The organism is Halorubrum sodomense (assembly GCF_900111935.1).
In the GTDB taxonomy this organism is placed as follows: domain Archaea; phylum Halobacteriota; class Halobacteria; order Halobacteriales; family Haloferacaceae; genus Halorubrum; species Halorubrum sodomense.
Genome location: NZ_FOYN01000003.1, coordinates 526,774 through 544,470 on the forward strand (window position 1 = coordinate 526,774; position 17,697 = coordinate 544,470).

16 protein-coding genes are annotated in these 17,697 nt (G+C 70.2%); 10 read left to right on the forward strand and 6 right to left on the reverse strand.

Features of this window, described 5'->3' with window-relative positions; all coding sequences use genetic code 11:
* Positions 1 to 102: 102 nt before the first annotated feature.
* Complete coding sequence (locus BM286_RS12005; RefSeq protein WP_092922552.1) at positions 103 to 765, reverse strand: S26 family signal peptidase; 663 nt, start codon at positions 763 to 765, stop codon at positions 103 to 105.
* 127 nt (positions 766 to 892) lie between these two features.
* On the opposite strand from BM286_RS12005, the gene BM286_RS12010 reads away from it, so the two are divergent.
* On the forward strand, positions 893 to 2,077 hold the full coding sequence (locus tag BM286_RS12010; RefSeq protein WP_092922555.1) for a glycine cleavage system aminomethyltransferase GcvT: 1,185 nt from the start codon (positions 893 to 895) through the stop codon (positions 2,075 to 2,077).
* A 37-nt stretch (positions 2,078 to 2,114) separates the two neighbouring features.
* Here the strand turns inward: BM286_RS12010 and moaC are convergent, their stop codons facing one another.
* Together moaC and BM286_RS12020 are read right to left on the reverse strand one after the other, a co-directional pair.
* Positions 2,115 to 2,663 (reverse strand): cyclic pyranopterin monophosphate synthase MoaC, encoded by a 549-nt coding sequence (gene moaC, locus BM286_RS12015; RefSeq protein ID WP_092922558.1) that lies wholly within the window; start codon positions 2,661 to 2,663, stop codon positions 2,115 to 2,117.
* Positions 2,656 to 4,155, reverse strand: a complete 1,500-nt coding sequence (locus tag BM286_RS12020; protein WP_092922561.1) for an NAD(P)H-hydrate dehydratase — start codon at positions 4,153 to 4,155, stop codon at positions 2,656 to 2,658. The genes moaC and BM286_RS12020 overlap by 8 nt, the downstream gene beginning before the upstream one ends.
* A gap of 361 nt (positions 4,156 to 4,516) precedes the next feature.
* Between BM286_RS12020 and BM286_RS12025 the strand changes: the two genes are divergently transcribed.
* Together BM286_RS12025 and BM286_RS12030 are read left to right on the forward strand one after the other, a co-directional pair.
* Positions 4,517 to 5,581: a glycosyltransferase gene (locus BM286_RS12025; protein ID WP_092922564.1), complete on the forward strand. Its 1,065-nt coding sequence runs from the start codon at positions 4,517 to 4,519 to the stop codon at positions 5,579 to 5,581.
* Positions 5,582 to 7,348, forward strand: a complete 1,767-nt coding sequence (locus BM286_RS12030; RefSeq protein WP_092922567.1) for a DUF2070 family protein — start codon at positions 5,582 to 5,584, stop codon at positions 7,346 to 7,348.
* A gap of 158 nt (positions 7,349 to 7,506) precedes the next feature.
* On the opposite strand, the gene BM286_RS12035 is transcribed toward BM286_RS12030, so the two are convergent.
* On the reverse strand, positions 7,507 to 8,520 hold the full coding sequence (locus tag BM286_RS12035; RefSeq protein WP_092923270.1) for a lysylphosphatidylglycerol synthase transmembrane domain-containing protein: 1,014 nt from the start codon (positions 8,518 to 8,520) through the stop codon (positions 7,507 to 7,509).
* A gap of 148 nt (positions 8,521 to 8,668) precedes the next feature.
* Here BM286_RS12035 and BM286_RS12040 point away from each other — a divergent pair, with 148 nt between their 5' ends.
* The 5 genes from BM286_RS12040 to BM286_RS12060 all read left to right on the forward strand — a co-directional run bounded on the left by BM286_RS12040 (position 8,669) and on the right by BM286_RS12060 (position 13,706).
* Positions 8,669 to 9,532 carry a hypothetical protein gene (locus BM286_RS12040; RefSeq protein WP_092922570.1) on the forward strand — a complete coding sequence of 288 codons (864 nt, stop codon included), beginning with the start codon at positions 8,669 to 8,671 and terminating at the stop codon, positions 9,530 to 9,532.
* A 58-nt stretch (positions 9,533 to 9,590) separates the two neighbouring features.
* A complete protein-coding gene (locus BM286_RS12045; protein ID WP_092922574.1) occupies positions 9,591 to 10,628 on the forward strand; it encodes a glycosyltransferase family 4 protein in 1,038 nt (345 codons plus the stop codon).
* A gap of 88 nt (positions 10,629 to 10,716) precedes the next feature.
* Positions 10,717 to 11,493 (forward strand): pyrroline-5-carboxylate reductase, encoded by a 777-nt coding sequence (proC, locus tag BM286_RS12050; protein ID WP_092922575.1) that lies wholly within the window; start codon positions 10,717 to 10,719, stop codon positions 11,491 to 11,493.
* On the forward strand, positions 11,486 to 12,361 hold the full coding sequence (gene proB / locus BM286_RS12055; protein ID WP_092922578.1) for a glutamate 5-kinase: 876 nt from the start codon (positions 11,486 to 11,488) through the stop codon (positions 12,359 to 12,361). Before proC ends, proB begins: the two co-directional genes overlap by 8 nt.
* A complete protein-coding gene (locus BM286_RS12060) occupies positions 12,345 to 13,706 on the forward strand; it encodes a glutamate-5-semialdehyde dehydrogenase (RefSeq protein WP_092922581.1) in 1,362 nt (453 codons plus the stop codon). The genes proB and BM286_RS12060 overlap by 17 nt, the downstream gene beginning before the upstream one ends.
* Before the next feature lie 27 nt (positions 13,707 to 13,733).
* Here the strand turns inward: BM286_RS12060 and BM286_RS12065 are convergent, their stop codons facing one another.
* Complete coding sequence (locus BM286_RS12065) at positions 13,734 to 14,387, reverse strand: potassium channel family protein (protein WP_092922584.1); 654 nt, start codon at positions 14,385 to 14,387, stop codon at positions 13,734 to 13,736.
* A 4-nt stretch (positions 14,388 to 14,391) separates the two neighbouring features.
* Complete coding sequence (locus tag BM286_RS12070; protein ID WP_092922587.1) at positions 14,392 to 15,846, reverse strand: APC family permease; 1,455 nt, start codon at positions 15,844 to 15,846, stop codon at positions 14,392 to 14,394.
* Positions 15,847 to 16,053: 207 nt separating this feature from the next.
* Between BM286_RS12070 and BM286_RS12075 the strand changes: the two genes are divergently transcribed.
* Positions 16,054 to 16,707: a potassium channel family protein gene (locus tag BM286_RS12075; RefSeq protein WP_092922590.1), complete on the forward strand. Its 654-nt coding sequence runs from the start codon at positions 16,054 to 16,056 to the stop codon at positions 16,705 to 16,707.
* A 186-nt stretch (positions 16,708 to 16,893) separates the two neighbouring features.
* Positions 16,894 to 17,694, forward strand: coding sequence for a sulfite exporter TauE/SafE family protein (locus BM286_RS12080; protein WP_092922593.1), 801 nt, complete (start codon positions 16,894 to 16,896; stop codon positions 17,692 to 17,694).
* The last annotated feature ends 3 nt before the right edge of the window (positions 17,695 to 17,697 follow it).

The following is a 17,697-nucleotide window of genomic DNA, read 5'->3' on the forward strand; positions in this document are numbered from 1 at the left end:
CCGCGCTCCTCGCGGCCGCTCGTAGGCACGCGCCGGTCGCACCGCATTTGACGGGCGCGACCGGAGGCCGAATTGAACGCCGTGTCGCCCTGTCGGACTGTCTCACCGCCGTCGTTTCCGCCGAATCCGTCCCAGCAACAGCGTCCCGACTCCCCCCGCGAGGCCCGCGAACCCCACCAGGACGACGCCGGTTGCGACCCCGCCGTATCGCGCGGCCGTCGCGTCGATCCCCACCCGGATCCAGCCGAGGTTCGGCACCGCGAACAGCGCCTTCCCGACGATCCACTCCTCCGGGACGACCGGGGCGATGCCGGCGCTCTGGTCGTACAGCCCGTTCGCGTCGCCGTGCGTGACGTACCCGTCGTACGGCGCCGGGCAGGTCGAAAGCTCCGCACAGTCGGCGGCGAGGAGCGCCGGGTCGGCGCGCTTCGTCCAGTCCTCGCCCGCCTCGACGCGGAACGCCAGCCGGTGGAACACCGGTCTCCCCCCGGCGCCCGGAACGGTGTAGACGACCACGTCGCCCGTCCCGCCGAGGCGGGTCGGCGCGTCGGAGTCGGCGGCGGTCGAGAGGTCTCCCCACGGCGCCCGGTCGGGGGCCGTGACGACGACGAGGTCGCCGCGCTCGACGCCGGGCGCCATGCTGCCGCTCTCGACCGCGACGAACGGCGGCCACGTTCCGACGAGCGCGCCGACGAGGACCGCGATCAGCAGGACTGCGACCACGGGCGCGAGCGGACCGGCGCGAGCGGGTCGAGGGCTGCTCACGCCCGAGAGGGAGAGCGGCGTCCGCTTGAGGCTGTCGCCCGAGTCGGTCGTCGACGGGGGAGTCCGCGGCCGGCGCGGGGACCACCGATGTCACAAAAGCTTAGGTTCGTCCGGGAGAGGTGCGAGTATGACCGATCGGCTCCCTCCGCTTCACGAATCCCACGACGCGCGCGGCGCGAAGTTCACCGACTTCGGCGGCTGGCAGATGCCCGTCGAGTTCGACTCGATCCGCGAGGAACACGCCGCGGTCCGCGGGTCGGTCGGCGTCTTCGACGTCTCGCACATGGGCGAGATCGAGGTCTCCGGACCGGACGCGACCGAGCTGATGAACCGACTCACGACGAACGACGTTCGCGCGCTCGACCCCGGCGACTCCCAGTACGCCGCGGTCACGGACGAGGACGGCGTGATGCTCGACGACACCGTCGTCTATCGGCTCCCCGACGGCACCGCGGCCGGCGAGGGGGCGTCGTCGCTCGCGGACCTGGAGGCGACCCACGACGGCGACCTCGACGCGCCGAGCGGCGACCCCGCGTACCTGTTCGTCCCGAACGCGGGCCACGACGCCCAGATGTTCGATCGCTGGACGGCCCACCGGGACGAGTGGGACCTCGACGCGACCGTCGCCAACGCCACCGACGACTGGGCGATGCTCGCGGTCCAGGGCCCCGACGCGGCCGACGCGCTCGACGAGGCCACGCCCCGCGACGGAGTCGTCGATCTCTCGAAGTTCGAGGCGACGACGGCGGCGGTAGCGGGCACCGAGAGCTGGGTCGCGCGCACCGGTTACACCGGCGAGGACGGCTTCGAGGTGATGTGTCCCGCCGGCGCCGTCGACCCCGTCTGGGCGGCGTTCGTCGACGGCCCCGATCCGGCCCAGCCCTGCGGGCTCGGCGCGCGCGACACGCTCCGAACCGAGATGGGGTTCCTGCTCTCCGGACAGGACTTCGACCCCGACGACGAGCCACGGACACCGTACGAGGCGCGGATCGGCTTCGTCGTCGAGCTCGACGCGGAGTTCGTCGGCCGCGACGCCTTGGCGGCCCGGAAGGAGGAGGGCGTCGACGAGACGTTCGTCGGGGTCAGGCTCCTCGAGCGCGGCGTCCCTCGAAGCGGCTACGCGGTCACCGACGGCGATCTCACCCGCGTCGGGAAGCTGACCTCCGGAACGATGAGCCCGACCCTCGACGAGCCGATCGGTCTGGGCTACCTCCACGAGTCGTACGCCGACGCCGGCACCGAGGTGAGCGTCGTCGTCCGCGGCGACGAGAAACGGGCCGAGGTCGTGATTCCGCCGTTCCTCGACCGCTGAACGGGTCGACGCGACCGCAACCGCCGGGCTCCGGCAGCTACTCTCCGACCGGCTCCTTCCGCTTCTCGACCACTTCCACGTCCGCGATCCGCGTGTCCGGATACCCGCCGTCCGCGTCCTTCTCGGCGGCCTTCACCATGTCCCAGACGGTGTTGAGTCCGGTCGTAACGCCCTCTAACGCCTCCATTTCACACCCCGTCTTCCCCGTGGTCTCGACCGCGACGGTCAGTTCGATCCGGTCGTCGTCGACGACGAACTCGGTGTCGACGTTCGTGATCGGGATCTGGTGGCACATCGGGATCGTCTCCCAGGTGTGTTTGACCGCTTGAACCGCGCCGATCCGGGCGGTCGCGAGCACGTCTCCCTTCTCGACCGCGTCCGCCTCGACCGCGGCGACCGTCTCCGGCGTCATCCGTATCTCGCCGCGGGCGACCGCGCGTCGGCTGCTGTCGGCCTTCGCGCCGACGTCGACCATCTGAACGTCGCCGGAATCGTCGGTGTGGGTCAGCGCGTCGGCGCGTCCGTCGCTCCCGTCGGCGCGTCCGTCGCTCCCGTCGTCGGACCGGGCCGCTCCCTCGTCACTCATTACGCATCGCCTCCGGCAGCCGGTCGGGTAAGTCCGTCGCCACCAGTCCGTTCCCGTTCGCGTCCGCGGCGGCGTCGCCCGCGCGACCGACGGCGTAGGCGCCCACCGCGGCCGCGTGAAACGGGTCGGTCGCGGCCGCCAGCGCCCCGACCGTCCCCGCCAGCACGTCGCCGGTCCCGCCGACGGTCATCCCGGGGTTGCCGGTGCGGTTCAGCCGCACGTCGTCGCCGTCGGAAATCACGTCGACGGCGCCCTTCACGAGCAGCGCGTGGCCCAGGTCGGCCGCGAACTCCCGGACCAGTTCGGCGCGCTCGTCGGGGTCCGGCGCCGTCTCGCCGCCCATGTCGACGAGTTCGCCCTGGTGCGGGGTACAGACCAGGTCGGCGCCGGTGTCGACCTCGGGGACCGCCCGGAGCGCGTCGGCGTCGACGACGGCGCGCCCCTCGAACTCCGTCAGGAACTCGCGGACGAACTCCCGGGTTCCGTCCCCGTCCCCGAGCCCGGGACCGAGGACGACGGCGTCGCTCGCGGCCGCGAGCGACGCGACCCGCTCGGCGCGGGACGGTCCGACGCGGTCGCCGGGCAGCGCGCGGACGATGAGGTTCGGCGAGAACCCCTGAACCTCGCTCGCGACCGACTCGGGACAGGCCACCCGAACGAGGTCCGCGCCGGTCCGGAGCGCGGCGAGCGCGGCCAGCGTCGGCGCGCCGGCGTAGGGGCCACCGCCGACAACGAGGACCTCGCCGTTGTCCCCCTTGTGGGAGTCCGGGTCGCGGTCGAGCCCGAGCAGGTCGCCCGGCCCGGTGAACCGCTCCGCGGCGGTCGGGATCCCGATGTCGGCGACCGTTGTCTCGGCGTCGAGCCCGGCCAGCCCGGGCTTCTCGTCGTGGAACGTCACCACCCGGTCAGCGTCGACGGCGACGGGGTCGGTCGTCGCGTCGCCGTCGACGGGGGCGGCGGTGTCGTCGGCCGAGTCGCCGGTCGGCTCGCCGGTGTCGGCGTCGATCCCGGAGGGGACGTCGACCGCGATCACCGTCGCGTCGCTCGCGTTGATCGCGGCGGCCGCGGTCCGCTCCGGCTCGCGGAGCCCGCCCGAAATGCCGGAGCCGAGCATCGCGTCGACGACCACGTCCGGGTCGTCGCCGTCGGAGTCGATGAGGTCGAAGTCGCGCGAGTCGGTGACGGTCTCCCGGGGGATCTCCGCGTTTCCGAGCGCCGCCCAGTTCTCGCGGGCGATGTCGGTCCGGATCGTCTCCGGACGACCGAGCAGGTGGACCGTGACCTCGTATCCGCCGAGAAACCGCGCGGCGACGAGCGCGTCGCCGCCGTTGTTGCCGCGGCCACAGACGAGCGCGACCGTCGCGCCGGGCTCCGCGACGGCTCGCACCTCGCGAGCGACCGCGTTGCCGGACGACTCCATCAGCTGCTTGCGGGGCACGCCGAGCGCGGCCGCGTTGGCGTCGACGGCCGCCATCCGGTCGGTCGTGATCATGACCGTCCGTTCGGCCGCCCGGGGATTAAGCGAGGGGGATCGGGGCGCACCGGCTCCGAGGTGCCCCGGCGCGGCGGTGTGGCGCCGTTCCGCCTCGCTTCGAGGCGTGACGCCGTTCCGCCTCGCTTCGAGGCGTGACGCCGTTCCGCCTCGCTTCGGGAAATGAAAATGTTGAAGCGGTCAGGTGGCGAACCCCGCGAGTAACCGTGGTATCGGCACTATACGTCGGCGCGGCCGCCCCGCTACCCTCCTCCCCGGCCGAGGCGGCCGACCCGTCCCCTCCACTCCGAGACCGCTGCGACCGCTGGGACCGACGCGACGGCCGCGGCCGATCGCGCCCCATCGACCGCCAGACGCCACTATGAACATCGGCTTCTTCACCGACAGCTACTTCCCCGGGATCGACGGCGTCACCTACACCATCCAGGCGTGGCGGGAGCGCCTCGAAGCCCGGGGCCACGACGTGTACGTCGTCTATCCCGCGAGCAGCCACGATCCCGACGACAACGAGATACCCGTCCCCTCGCTGCCGAACCCCTTCTACCGTCAGTACCGCCTGCCGACGTACCGTCGCCTGTCGACGCTCCCCGACCTCGACGTCGTTCACTGCCACGGCCCGGCGTCGACCGGCCTGATGGGGATCCGGTACGCGAAGCGGTACGGCGCGAGGTCGGTGTACACGCACCACACGCCCGTCGAGGACTACTTCGTCCAGGGGCTCAAGTCCGAGCGGCTCGCCGCGCTCGCCGGGAAGGCGTACGTCGCCTACGAGAACCGATTCCTGAACGCGTTCGACTGCGTCACGGCCTCGACCTCGCGGATCCGGCGGGACGTGGAGCCGTACCGCCTGCCCGTCGGGATCGAGATGGACCGGTTCCGGCCGCGCGAGGACGGCCGCGTCGCCGCGCTCGCGACCGACGGCGGCCCGACCGCGGCGGACGCCCCGGTGATCGGGTACAGCGGTCGGATGACCCACAAGAAGAACGTCGACCAGATCCTCCGGCTCGCGGAGCGGCTGCCCGAGGTGCGGTTCGAACTGGTCGGCGAGGGACCGGTCCGGGCGGACCTGCTCGCGGACGCGCCCGCGAACGTCCGGTTCCACGACTTCCTCCCGCGGGACGAACTTCCCGACTTCTACGCCGCGCTCGACGTGTTCGTCACCGCCTCCACCTGCGACACGCTCGGACTCTCGACGCTGGAGGCGAACGCCTGCGGCACCCCGGTGGCCGCCGCGGACGTGGCGCCGTTCGACGAGACGATCGGCCCCGAGAACGGTGCCAGATTCGCGCTGGGTGACCTCGACGACATGGAGCGCGCGGTCCGGGACTGCCTCGACGGGGACAGGGACACCCGCGCGGCCGTCCAGCAGTTCTCGGTGGAACAGACGATAGACGAGCTCGAGTCGATCTACGGGGTGACCGCGTAGATGGGCGCGGACAACGTCGACGCCTTCCAGCGGTTCATTTTCTCGGTTCCACCCCTCAGGATTCAGGCGGCCGCGCTCGTCGTTCTCAGCGCCGTGTACGCCGTCGGCACGTTCGGCGGAATCTGGCTCTTCACGCCGTTCGCGCCGGACCCGTCTCGGATCGTCCCGGTGGCCGCACTCATCTTCTTAGTCCCGTTCGTCGTCGCCGCGGAGCTGTTCCCTCGCGTCCTCGACGGCTACCCGCGGCCGTGGAGCTACTTCCTCGCGCTCACCTCGCAGTTCGTCCTGTTCGTGTACGCGCTGGTGCTCTCCGGCGCGAACGACGTCGGGAACGCCTGGAGCATCATCTGGCTCAGCTTCATCACGCTGTACCTAGTCAACATCCTGGTGCTCGTCGTCTCGACGGGCATCGACCGCTCCGACCGGATCCTCCTCGTGTCGCTGGCGGAGCCGGGGCTGCTCATCACCGCCTTCTACGCGCTGGGCGGCAGCGACTTCGGCTTCTCGACGTACCGCCACGTGTTCGCGTTCGCCTCGCTGCTCATCGCGGCGGGCTTCCTCGTGTTGGTCCTCGTGGTCGTCGACTACCTGATCAAGAGCAACACCGACGTCTCCGCGTTCGCGCTCACCTCCGGGCTCCTCCGGAACGACCGCGAGTCGCTGGACCTGGGCGTCGAGGCCCGCCCGTCCGTGGAGACGTTCGCCGTCGACAACGGGGCCCGGCTCACGGTCGCGGCCCCGTGGGTCCACCCCGGCCCCCTCGGCGGGTTCGGCGGCGGTCAGCTGAGCGGGAACCTGATCGACTCGCTGAACGGGGGTCGAGGGGACGGTGCGGGGCGCGATCCCGCCGAGGTCGCCGCCGACGGAGGAGCCGAGACCGCTGCGATCGACGGCGGGACCGGCGCGGCCTCGGACGGCTCGGCCGGGTTCTTCTTTCACGTCCCGTGTACGCATAAGGAGGACCTCTCGAACCCGGCGGACGCGGAGCGGATCCTCGACGCGATCGCGGAGCCGGAGCGGACCGAGCGCGCATCCCGGCTCGTCACCGAGTCGTACGGCGAGCGGGAGGGGTACGCGGACGTGCGATTCCACGGCCGTCGGATCGGGGAGAAGGAGGTGATCGTCCTCCACGGCGAGGGGATCGACGACTACGACACCGGCGTGTTCATGCGCGACGTCGACCACGACGACGTGCTGCTGATCGACCAGCACAGACACGACATCCAGAACGGCCCCGACGTCGAGATCCAGTACGGCTCCGCCGAGGCCGACCGCCTCAAGCGCGCGTTCGACGACTTCCGCGACCGGCTCGCGGCCGCCGAGCTCGCGGACGACTACGCCGCCGGGTTCGAGGTGACCCGGACCGGGCAGGACGCGCTGGCGATGGTCGAGTCGGTCGACGGCCAGGAGGTCCTCTGGATCGGCGTCGACACGAACGGGCTCACCCCTGACGTGCGGGCGACGGCCGACGCGTACCGCGAGGAGTTCGACGCGGTGATCCCCTTCTCGACGGACACCCACGCGTCGATCCACGAGCTGGCGAACATGCGCGAGTCCGACACCGACGCGATCGAGCGCGCGGTCGACAGCGCCGTCGACGACGTCGCGCCCGCGACGGTCGGCTTCGAGAGCCGCCGCACGGAGCCGGTGAAGCTCCTGAAGAACGACTACAACGGGCTCGTGTTCAGCGTCAACATCCTCATCCGCCTCACGCTCATCGCCCTCGTGACGCTGTACGTGCTGCTCGTGCTGTGGCTCTTCTTCTGAGACCGGGGCGTTTCCGAGCGAGCGGTTCCCCGTGGCGTTTGTGCCCCCTCGTCGACGTGCCCGCACGGTCTCGCGAGCCCTCCTCCTCGGCACCGACCGGACCCCGAAACGCGCGTTCGGAGCGGTCGCGGTCGCGTTCGTCGCCGCGTCGCTCCTCGTCACTCCAGCACGCGCACGCCCAGCGCGGACGCCGAGAGGCCGCCGATGAGCATCGGCAGCCAGTAGACCGCGCCGCGGAAGATCAAGACCGCGGCGGTGATCGCCGAGGCGGCGACCCCGGTCGTCGGGACGAGCAGGCCGACGAGCGCGGCCTCGATACCGCCGAGCCCGCCGGGCAGCGGCGTCGCGCCCGCGACGTACGACAGCGGGACGACGAAGACGGGGATCAGCGGCGAGATCGGGTGCCCGACCGCGGCGAACGCGACGGTGAGCGCGGCGGCCTGAAAGAGCCAGCCGACGAGCGAGAGCGCGACGATCCCCAGGAGCCGCCGTCGGTCGGTGCCGACGCGCTCGATGTCGGCGAAGAAGTTCCCCAGCCGGTCCGCCAGCCCGGCCTCGATCGTCTCGGCGTCGAAGCGGTCGAACCGCCCGAGGAACGGTCCGACGGCGCCCGGCACGCGGTCGACGACCGCCACGCGGTAGCGCCAGACGAACGCGATCGCCGCGACGATCGCGGCGACCAGCGCGACCGCGCTCGCGACGGCGAACCCGACGCGCTCGCCGATGGCGGTGGTGGCCGCGTACGACCCCACGCCGACGAACACGAGCGAGACGGAGGGGACGACGTTGAGCACGTCGACGCTCGCGATGCCGACGAGCCCCGTCTCGTACCGCGCCTCGCCCACCTTCGAGATGAGGGCCGCGGCGACCGGTTCCCCGCCCGCCTGTCCGAACGGGGTGACGTTGTTCGCGAAGGCGGCGCCGCTGTACACGAGGAACGCGGTCCGGACCGACAGCCGGACGTCGAGCGCCCCCAGCACGGCGCGCAGCATCAGGCTCCACGACGCGAGCCAGCAGAGGCCGAGTCCGGCGGTCGCCGCGACGAGCGCCGGGTCGGCGGCCGCGAGCGCGTCGACCACGCGCTGGACGCCGACGACGACGAACAGCACGGCGAAGAGGATGACGGCGCCGGCCGACCCGAGGATCAGCGCGCGCCGTTGTGAGCCGTTCATAAACGAGGTGACGCGGTAGCGAACTTGAAACGTCTGCTTCGTCTCTGCGGGGTGCGAGCCGTCGGCGGCGCCGGTCGTGTCGGAGGGGTCGGCGCCCGGAGCGACCGAATGAGAATACATACGTACCGGCGGGCCGACGACCCACCCAATGGAAGATCAGCGGTTCCTCGAGTCGGAGTGGGATTACTGTCTGGTGCTCGACGCGTGCCGGTACGACGTGTTCGCAGACGTGTACGACGAGTACCTCGACGGGACGCTCGAGAAGCGGAAGAGCATCGGCTCGTCGACCCCGGAGTGGGCCTACCGGACGTTCACCGGCGACCACGACATCGCGTACTTCTCCGGGAACCCCTTCATCAACGACCTGGGGATCCCGCTGAACGAGCTCAAGTGGGGCGCGTCCTGCGACTACGAGTGGACCGCGTCAGAGCACATCAGCGACATCCACGACGTGTGGAAGACCGACTGGGACGACGACCTCGGGACCGTCCCGCCGGAGGGGCTCGCGGACGCGTTCCACCGCAATCGGGACGCGGTCGAGCGCGCCGACCGCACCGTCCTCCACTACATGCAGCCGCACGCCCCCTACCTCTCGCGGGGCAAGGGCCAGAAGCTCAAGCAGATCCAGAAGGGGATCAAACGCCAGGAGGAGGAGGCCGAGGGCGGAAGCGACGACGACGGCGGGCTGCTCTCCTCGCTCAGCGACTCGGTCCGGCCGAAGATCGAGAGCCGGCTCGACGACAGCGAGTTCGCCCAGAAGGCCGGGCTGTGGCTCGAACTCGACCCGAAGGACCTCGTGAAGGACGGCACGCGCGTGACGGCGCTGTCGATGTACGAGGAGAACCTCCGGATCGCCTTAGAGAGCGTCTCGGAGCTCGTCGCGGAGCTCGACGGCGACGTGGTCGTCACCGCCGACCACGGCGAGGCGTTCGGCGAGGAGGGCGTCTGGGAACACCACATCGAGACGTACATTCCCGCACTGATGGAGGTCCCGTGGCTGGAAGTCGAGTAGCCGTCCGCACCGACGGCCACGGCGCGGTCGGCGCGCGGACCGGAGCCGCTCCCCACCGATGAAGGTCAGCCACTACTTCGAGTTCGAAGACCACGTCACCGGGGGGATGGCCGCCTCCGTCGACCACCAACGAAAGATGTTCGACCGGGTCGGCATCGAGTACACCACGGAGCCGACGCTGGACGCCGACGTGCTCCACTGCAACCTGATGGGGCCGCGCTCGGTCTGGTACGCGCGCCGCGCCCGGAAGGCGGGCGTTCCCGTCGTCGCCCACACCCACGTCACCGCCGAGGACTTCGGTGACAGCTTCCGGTTCACGAACGCGCTCGCGGTGCCGCTCAGGCCGTACCTCCGCCGTGCGTACGGGCTCGCCGACCGCCTCGTCTGCCCCTCAGAGTACAACCGCGAGGTGATCGAGGGGTACGCGGACGTGCCCGCGACCGTCGTCTCGAACGGCGTCGACCGCGAGAAGCTGACGGGGTTCGAGTCGCTGGAAGCCGAGTACCGCGAGCGCTACGACCTCGACCCGCCGACGGTGTTCATGGTCGGTCACGTCATCAAGCGGAAGGGGTTAGAGACGTTCGTCGAGACGGCCCACCGGATGCCAGACGTGGACTTCGCGTGGTTCGGCCCCATCGACCGGTCGCTGAAGGGCCGCGAGACGAAGCGGCTGGTCGACGAAGCGCCGTCGAACTGTACGTTCACGGGGTTCGTCGACGACATCCGCGGCGCGTACGCCGCGGGCGACGTCTTCTGTTTCCCGACCCACGAGGAGAACGAGGGGATCGCGCTGCTGGAGGCGATGGCGGCCGGGAAGCCGCTCGTCGTCCGCGACATCGAGACGTTCTCGTGGCTCGACGACGGCGAAGACTGCCTGAAGGTGGGAGACGACGAGCGCGACGACGGGACGGCCGCGAGCGCGGACGAGACCGACGCCCGCGGCGACGACGTGTCGGGGTTCATCCAAGCCATCGACGAGCTCCGCGACGCCGACCGCCGAGCGGAACTGGGCGAGGCCGCCGCGGAGCGCAGCGAGGCGTTCTCGCTCGACGCGATCGCCGAGCGGTACCGGTCGCTGTACGCGGACCTGACGTAGCGGGCGCCGAGGCCGAGCCGCTCGGCGGTCCGCGGAAACTTGCGAAAACCGCAGTTGGTATGTCCTCCCACCGACTCCGTAGAGGCAAATGACTCGAGTGAGCGTTATCGGCTGCGGGAACATGGGGGGCGCCCTGCTCAGGGGGCTCGCCCGCGCGGAGGGGTACCACCTCACGGCGATCGACCTCGACCCCGAGGCGCTCGCCGCGATCGAAGACGCCGTCGACGAGACGACCGAGGACGTGGCGGCGGCGCGCGACGCCGACGTCGTCGTCCTCGCGGTGAAGCCGGACGTGGCGCCGGCGGTCCTCGACGACCTCGACCTCCGCGCCGACCAGCGGCTCGTGACGCTGGCCGCGGGGCTCCCCCGCGAGTTCGTCGCCGACCGCACCGACGCGTCGGTCGTCCGGATCATGCCGAACCTCGCGGCCGAGACGGGCGACATGGCGGCGGCGGCGACGAACGAGGGCCTCACCGACGAGGTCCGCGCCATGCTCGACGCGGTCGGGGAGTTCGTCGAGGTCGACGAGTCGCTGATGCACGTCTCGACGGCCGTCAACGGCAGCGGGCCCGCGTTCGCGTTCTACCTGATCGACGCGATGAAACAGGGCGGGGTCGAGAGCGGGCTCGACCCCGAACAGGCGGAGACGCTGGCGGCGCAGACGTTCAAGGGCGCCGCGGAGACGGTGCTGCGCGACGACCGGAGCGTCGACGAGCTCATCGACGCGGTCTGCTCGCCGAACGGCACGACGATCGAGGGGATGGAGGTGCTGTGGGACAGCGACGCCGACGCCGCGGTCGGGGACGCCGTCGCGGCCGCGGAGCGCCGGTCTCGCGAGCTCGCCGCGGAGTTCGAGGATGCCTGAGGACGCGGGCGCCGACCGCGTGGGCGCGGCCGACACCGACCGCGTCGCGGCCGCTCGGAAGCGGGCGGCCGCGGCCGACCGCGTGATCGTCAAGGCCGGGACGAACTCGCTGACCGACGACGACTCGCGGCTCGACCGCGTGAAGCTCGACAAGCTCGCCGCGGACGTGATGGACCTCCGCGAGCGCGGCACGGAGGTCGTGCTGGTCTCGTCCGGTGCGGTCGGCGCCGGCACGGGCCGACTCGACGAGGGCCCGGAGTCGCGCGACGGCGTCGACTCGATCGCGGAGAGCCAGGCACTCTCGACGGTCGGCCAGGGCCTGCTGATGCGCCACTACACGCAGAGCTTCGAACGGTTCGACCAGGACGTCGCGCAGATACTCGTGACGGGCACCGACCTCGACGCGCCGGAGCGGTTCGACAACTTCACGAACACCGTCGAGACGCTGCTGTCGTGGGGGGTCGTTCCCGTCGTCAACGAGAACGATGCGGTGGCGACCGACGAGCTGCGGATCGGCGACAACGACATGCTGTCGGCGTCGATCGCGATCGGGCTCGACGCCGACCTCCTCGTGACGCTCACGGACGTCGACGGCGTCTACACCGGGAACCCGAAGCGCGACGCCGACGCGGAGCTGATCGAGGCGGTCGACGACGGGTACGAGCGGCTGCGGGAGATCGTCGGCGACGGCACCGAGACCGACTTCGGCGGCATCCGCACGAAGGTCGAGGGCGCTCACGACGTGAGCCGGAACGGGATCCCCGCGATCATCGCGGGCTCCGCCGAGCGCGACGTGTTAGCGCGGATCGCAGCGGGTAAGCCGACGGGCACGCTATTCGTGCCGAAGACGGGTGACGATTATGAGTGAGAGCCACACCGAACCGGACACCGACGTGGAAGCCGACACCGACGAGCTGGCCCGGCGAGCCGAGCGCGCCGCCCTGCGGCTCGCGAACGCGGACGAGGCGACCCGGAACGAGGCGCTCCGGTCGATCGCGGACGCGATCCGCGACCGCGAGTCGGAGATCCTCGACGCGAACGCGGTCGACGTCGAGGAAGCGGAACAGCTGCTCGCGGACGGGGAGTACACGCAGGCCTTGGTCGACCGGCTGAAGCTCGACGAGACGAAGATCGAGGAGATCGCGTCGATGGTCGAGTCGGTCGCCGAACAGGACGACCCGCTCGGCGAGACGCTCGCGGCCCGCGAGCTCGACGAGGGGTTGGAGCTGTACCGGGTGTCGGTGCCGATCGGCGTCGTCGCGACCGTCTTCGAGTCGCGGCCCGACGCCTTAGTCCAGATCGCGGCGCTCGCCCTGAAGTCCGGCAACGCCGTCGTCCTCAAGGGGGGCAGCGAGGCCGCCGAGTCGAATCGCGTCCTGTACGAGGCGATCGTCGACGCGACCGCCGACCTGCCCGACGGCTGGGCCGCGCTGATCGAGGCCCACGAGGCGGTCGACCGCCTACTCGAACTCGACGACCGCGTCGACCTCGTGATGCCGCGCGGCTCCTCCGCGTTCGTCTCCTACGTCCAGGCGAACACTCAGATACCCGTGCTCGGCCACACCGAAGGGATCTGTCACGTGTACGTCGACGCCGACGCCGACTTGGAGATGGCCGCAGACGTCGCCTTCGACGCGAAGGTCCAGTACCCCGCGGTGTGCAACGCCGTCGAGACCCTGCTCGTCCACGAGTCGGTCGCCGAGGCCTTCCTCCCGGACCTCGTCGCGCGCTACGAGGCGGCCGGCGTCGAAGTTCGGGGCGACGAGCGGACCCGCGAGGTCGTCGACGTCGACCCCGCGACCGACGACGACTGGGACACGGAGTACGGAGACCTCGAACTGTCGATCAAGATCGTCGACGACGCCTACGAGGCGGTCGAACACGTCAACGACCACGGTTCGAAACACACCGAGTCGATCCTCACCGAGGACTCCGAGACGGCGAAGACGTTCATGACCGGCGTCGACGCCGCGAGCGTCTTCCACAACGCGTCGACGCGGTTCGCCGACGGCTACCGCTACGGGCTCGGCGCGGAGGTCGGCATCTCCACCGGGAAGGTCCACGCCCGCGGCCCGGTCGGCCTGGAGGGGCTCACGACGTACAAGTACTACCTCGAGGGGGACGGCCACCTCGTCGCGACGTACAGCGGCGAGGACGCGGTCCCGTTCACCCACCGCGAGCCCGACGCGGAGTGGGGGCTCGGCGGGGAGTAGGGTGAGTCGTCGCTCTCAAGCCACCGCCTAGCCTTGGAGCAGGTTCAATACCTCGTCTGCGACATCGGGTTCGACGGCGACGACGTAGCGCTCGCCCGGAGTCAGCGTCGTCTCGGAGCGGGCGATCCGCCGACCGTTGGCTCCGGAGACGACCACCGTTCCGGCCGGGAAGCGGACCTCGGAGAGCGCCTTGCCCGCGGCGGGCGCCTCCTCCGCGACGCGGATGAGCATGATGTCGAGGTTCCCCGTCACGTCGGCCAGCGTCTGGACGTCGCTGCCGAGGACCTCGTTCGCGGCCACCCGAGCCCCGGCCCGCTCGGGGAACAGCACCGCGTCGACGAACCGCGTGTACGACTCGCCGGCGGCGCGGTCGATGCGGGCGACCGTCCTGACCCCCGGAGAAAGCTCCGTGGCGGCCAGACAGACGGCGAGGTTCAGCCCCGTCTCTCCGGTGAGCGCCGCGATCGCGTCTGCCCGTTCGATATCGGCCTGTTCGATGATGTCGGGGTTCGTCGCGTCGCCGCGGATCACCGTCGCGACGTACTCGTCGGCGATCTCGGAGACGATCCGCTCGTCGCGCTCGATGATCGTCACCTCGTGGCCGCGGTCCGCGAGGATCTCCGCTGTCTGGAAGCCGACGCGTCCGCCGCCCGCGATCACGACGTCGAGTGAGCTTGGCATTGGTTCAGTCCTCCGTCTCCGGGGTGATGTCGGTGTCGGTGACCGCCGGTCCCGCCTCCGGCTCCGCGCGCAGCCTGTTGAGGATGAGATACGCGACCCCGCCGAGCAGGATCCAGCCGGCGCTGAGCCCCAGCGCCAACGGGTCGGTCCGCAGCAGGTACTCGACGAGCACGCCGGTCAGGACCAGGTTGAGCGCGATGCCGATAAGCGGCGGCGCCGGGTAGAACGGCATCTCGTAGGGGCGGTGCATGTTCGGCCGTTCGCGGCGCAGCCTGATCGCGGCCACGTTGACGATGACGAACGACAGCAGGAAGAAGAGGCTCGACATGTTGCCGGCGCTCTGCGTCGGCAGCGCGACCGAGCCGAGCATCACCACCGCGCTGGCGAGGATCGCGACGAACGGCGTCCCGTACCGGTGGTGAATCTGGCCGAACGAGGGGAGCAGCTGCCCCTCGCGACCCATCGAGAACGCGACCCGGGAGGAGGCGATGACGACCGCGTTCAGCGCCGTCAGCGTCGAGAACACCGCGCCGAAGACGACGAGCGCGCCGCCGTTCTGAATGATCGGCAGGCCGGTCGGCATGAACGAGGTCGCCGCCGTCGCGATCCCGGCTTCTCCCGCCTCGGCGAGTCCGTCCGCCCCGAGCGTCCCGACGGCGACGGTCACGACGGCCAGGTAGACGACCACGGTCACGGCGAGGCTCACGAAGATCGCCTTCGGGATGTTCTCGCGCGGGTTCTTCACCTCCTCGGTGACGGTCGTGATGAGGTCGTACCCCTCGAAGGCGATGAACGTGAGCCCCATCGCCGGGAGGACGGCGGCCGCCCCGCTCCCCCCGGGGAACAACGGCTGGAACTCCGCCCCGGAGAACATCGGCGACGCCACCCCGAAGGCGACGAACACCAGCAGGATCGTCACCTTGATTATCGTGAACACCGTCTCCGTCTTCCCGCTGGCGGCCGTGGAGACGGCGTTGAGCGCCACCAGTCCGAGCACCGCGACGAACGCCAACAGAAACCCGACCGAAATCGCTCGGTCCACGATCGGGAGGGCGACGGCTCCGACCTCTCCCGGCGGCGGAACGATTCCGTACACGTGGAGGAGTTCGAGGAAGTTCGGGGCGAACCCGAGCGCGTACAGCGCCCCCGCGATCATGTAGGCGAACCACAGCATCCATCCCATAATGAACGAGGAGAGGTCGTCGAAGATCTCGCGGACGAAGGCGTACCCGCCGCCGCTCTTCGGGATCGAGCTGGCGAGTTCGGCGTACGAGAGTCCGGTGAACGCGGTGACAACGCCGTTCAGCGCGAAAACGATGATGGCCGCCGGCCCGGCGATCTCGGCTGCCAGTCCGGTCAGCACGAAGATTCCGGCACCGATCATCGCTCCCATACCGATCATCGTCGCGTCCAGCAGTCCGAGCTCGGCGTCCGGCGACCGAGTCTGGCTCCCGCTCATCGGTCGAGGGCCTCGTGTCCGGCGTTGTCCATCGTGCGCGTCGATCTGTACGGATTCGACCACTTCATTTTCGGGGGTAGTTCTCTTGATGTAGTAATCGTGGCGGGGTCTGATAACGTTTATCCGCCACGGGGGGTTCCGAGCGGCGTTCCGGCCGCGTAGGAACGTCGGGCGGATTAAAGTCGCTGCGCGCCGAGACGCGGCACGATGACCCGGACAAAGCGGTTCGTCATCGCCGGCGGAGGTCGGGTCGGGCTACGGACGGCGGAGAACCTCACGGAACAGGGCCACGAGGTACTGCTGATCGAGGTCGACGAGGAGCGCGTCGAGGAGTTGGCCGACGCGTATCTCGGCCCGGTGATACGCGGCGACGCCACGCGCCAGTCGATCCTCCGGCAGGCGGACCTCGGTGACGCCGACGCCATCGCCGCGCTCACCGACGACACGGAGACGAACACCGAGATCTGTCTGACGGCCCACTACCTCGAACCGTCGATCCGGACGCTCGCCCGCTCGGAGACGGCGACCGAGCCAGACCACGACGAGGTCGTCGACGCGACGCTGCTCCCGCAGTCGCTCGGCGGCGACCACGCCGCCGACATGCTCACCGGCGAAGGGATCCGGACGCTCGTGTACCCCACCGCCGACCTCGACATCATCGAGGTGACCGTCGCCGAGTCGGCCCCGGTCGCCGGGCGGCGGCTCGACGACGTCGCCCTTCCGGCGGGCAGCCTCCTCATCTCCACCGCGGACCGGGAGACGCTCGCCGGGCCGGAGACAATGCTGGAAGCCTCGGAGCGGTACATCCTCGCGGTCGAGTCGGATGTCGTCGACGAGGTTATCAACCTCTTCCGCGGCTGAGCGTCGCCCGCGGGACGGACCCGGTGACCGCGACGGTTCTCGCCGGGCACGTTCGTGGTCGAGTCACCCTCGACGACAACCTCGGAGGACGGAAACCGATGCGTGCCTCCCGTCCGATGACATCAGTACTCTCTCGTTCGAGAGGGACACCAGACGACACAAACCCGTACGCAACCGAGGGCGACCGTGATCGAGTCACTCCTCCGAATCGACGTCGTCCTCTTCGCTCTCATCGGCGTACTCGGCGGCGCACACTGTATCGGGATGTGTGGGCCGTTAGTGACGATGTACTCGAAGCAAATGACGCCGCAGCCAGACGGCGGGACGGTGACAGCCGACGACCGGCGTGCCGGTCATCTCACGACCTACGAGGTTCGCCAGCACTTCCTGTTCAACGTCGGCCGAGCGACGACGTACGCGATTCTCGGGACCCTCTTCGGCGCGCTCGGGAGCGTCGTGTTCGTTACCGCTGACCAACTAACACCGATCGCCGATCTCCTGCGGGGTGCTGTCGGTCTCGCGGTAGGAGGGTTCATTGTGGCGACCGGCGTTCGATATGTCATTGGCGGAAGCGGAGGCGATATTCGAATACCCGGCGTCCAGCGCGTTACGTCGTGGCTCGCAACGAGAGTTCACCGGCACGTCAACAGCCCGAGTATTGTCGGTCTCGGGGCCGTCCACGCGTTTCTTCCCTGCCCGATGCTGTATCCCGCGTATCTGTTCGCCTTCGCGAGCGGCTCTCCGACCACCGGTGGAATCGCTCTCGGTGCCCTCGGTATCGGGACGATTCCGGCCGTCTTCCTCTATGGGACGACTATCCAGTCGATCGACGTTGCCCACCGGCGACGCGTTCATCGGCTACTCGGCGTGGCGTTCGTCGTGCTGGGGTACGTGCTGTTCGCGCACGGACTGGTGGCACTCGGTGTTCACCTCCCACATCCGATGTTCCCGCATTACCAGCCCCTCGGGGGGGCGATGGGGCACTGACCG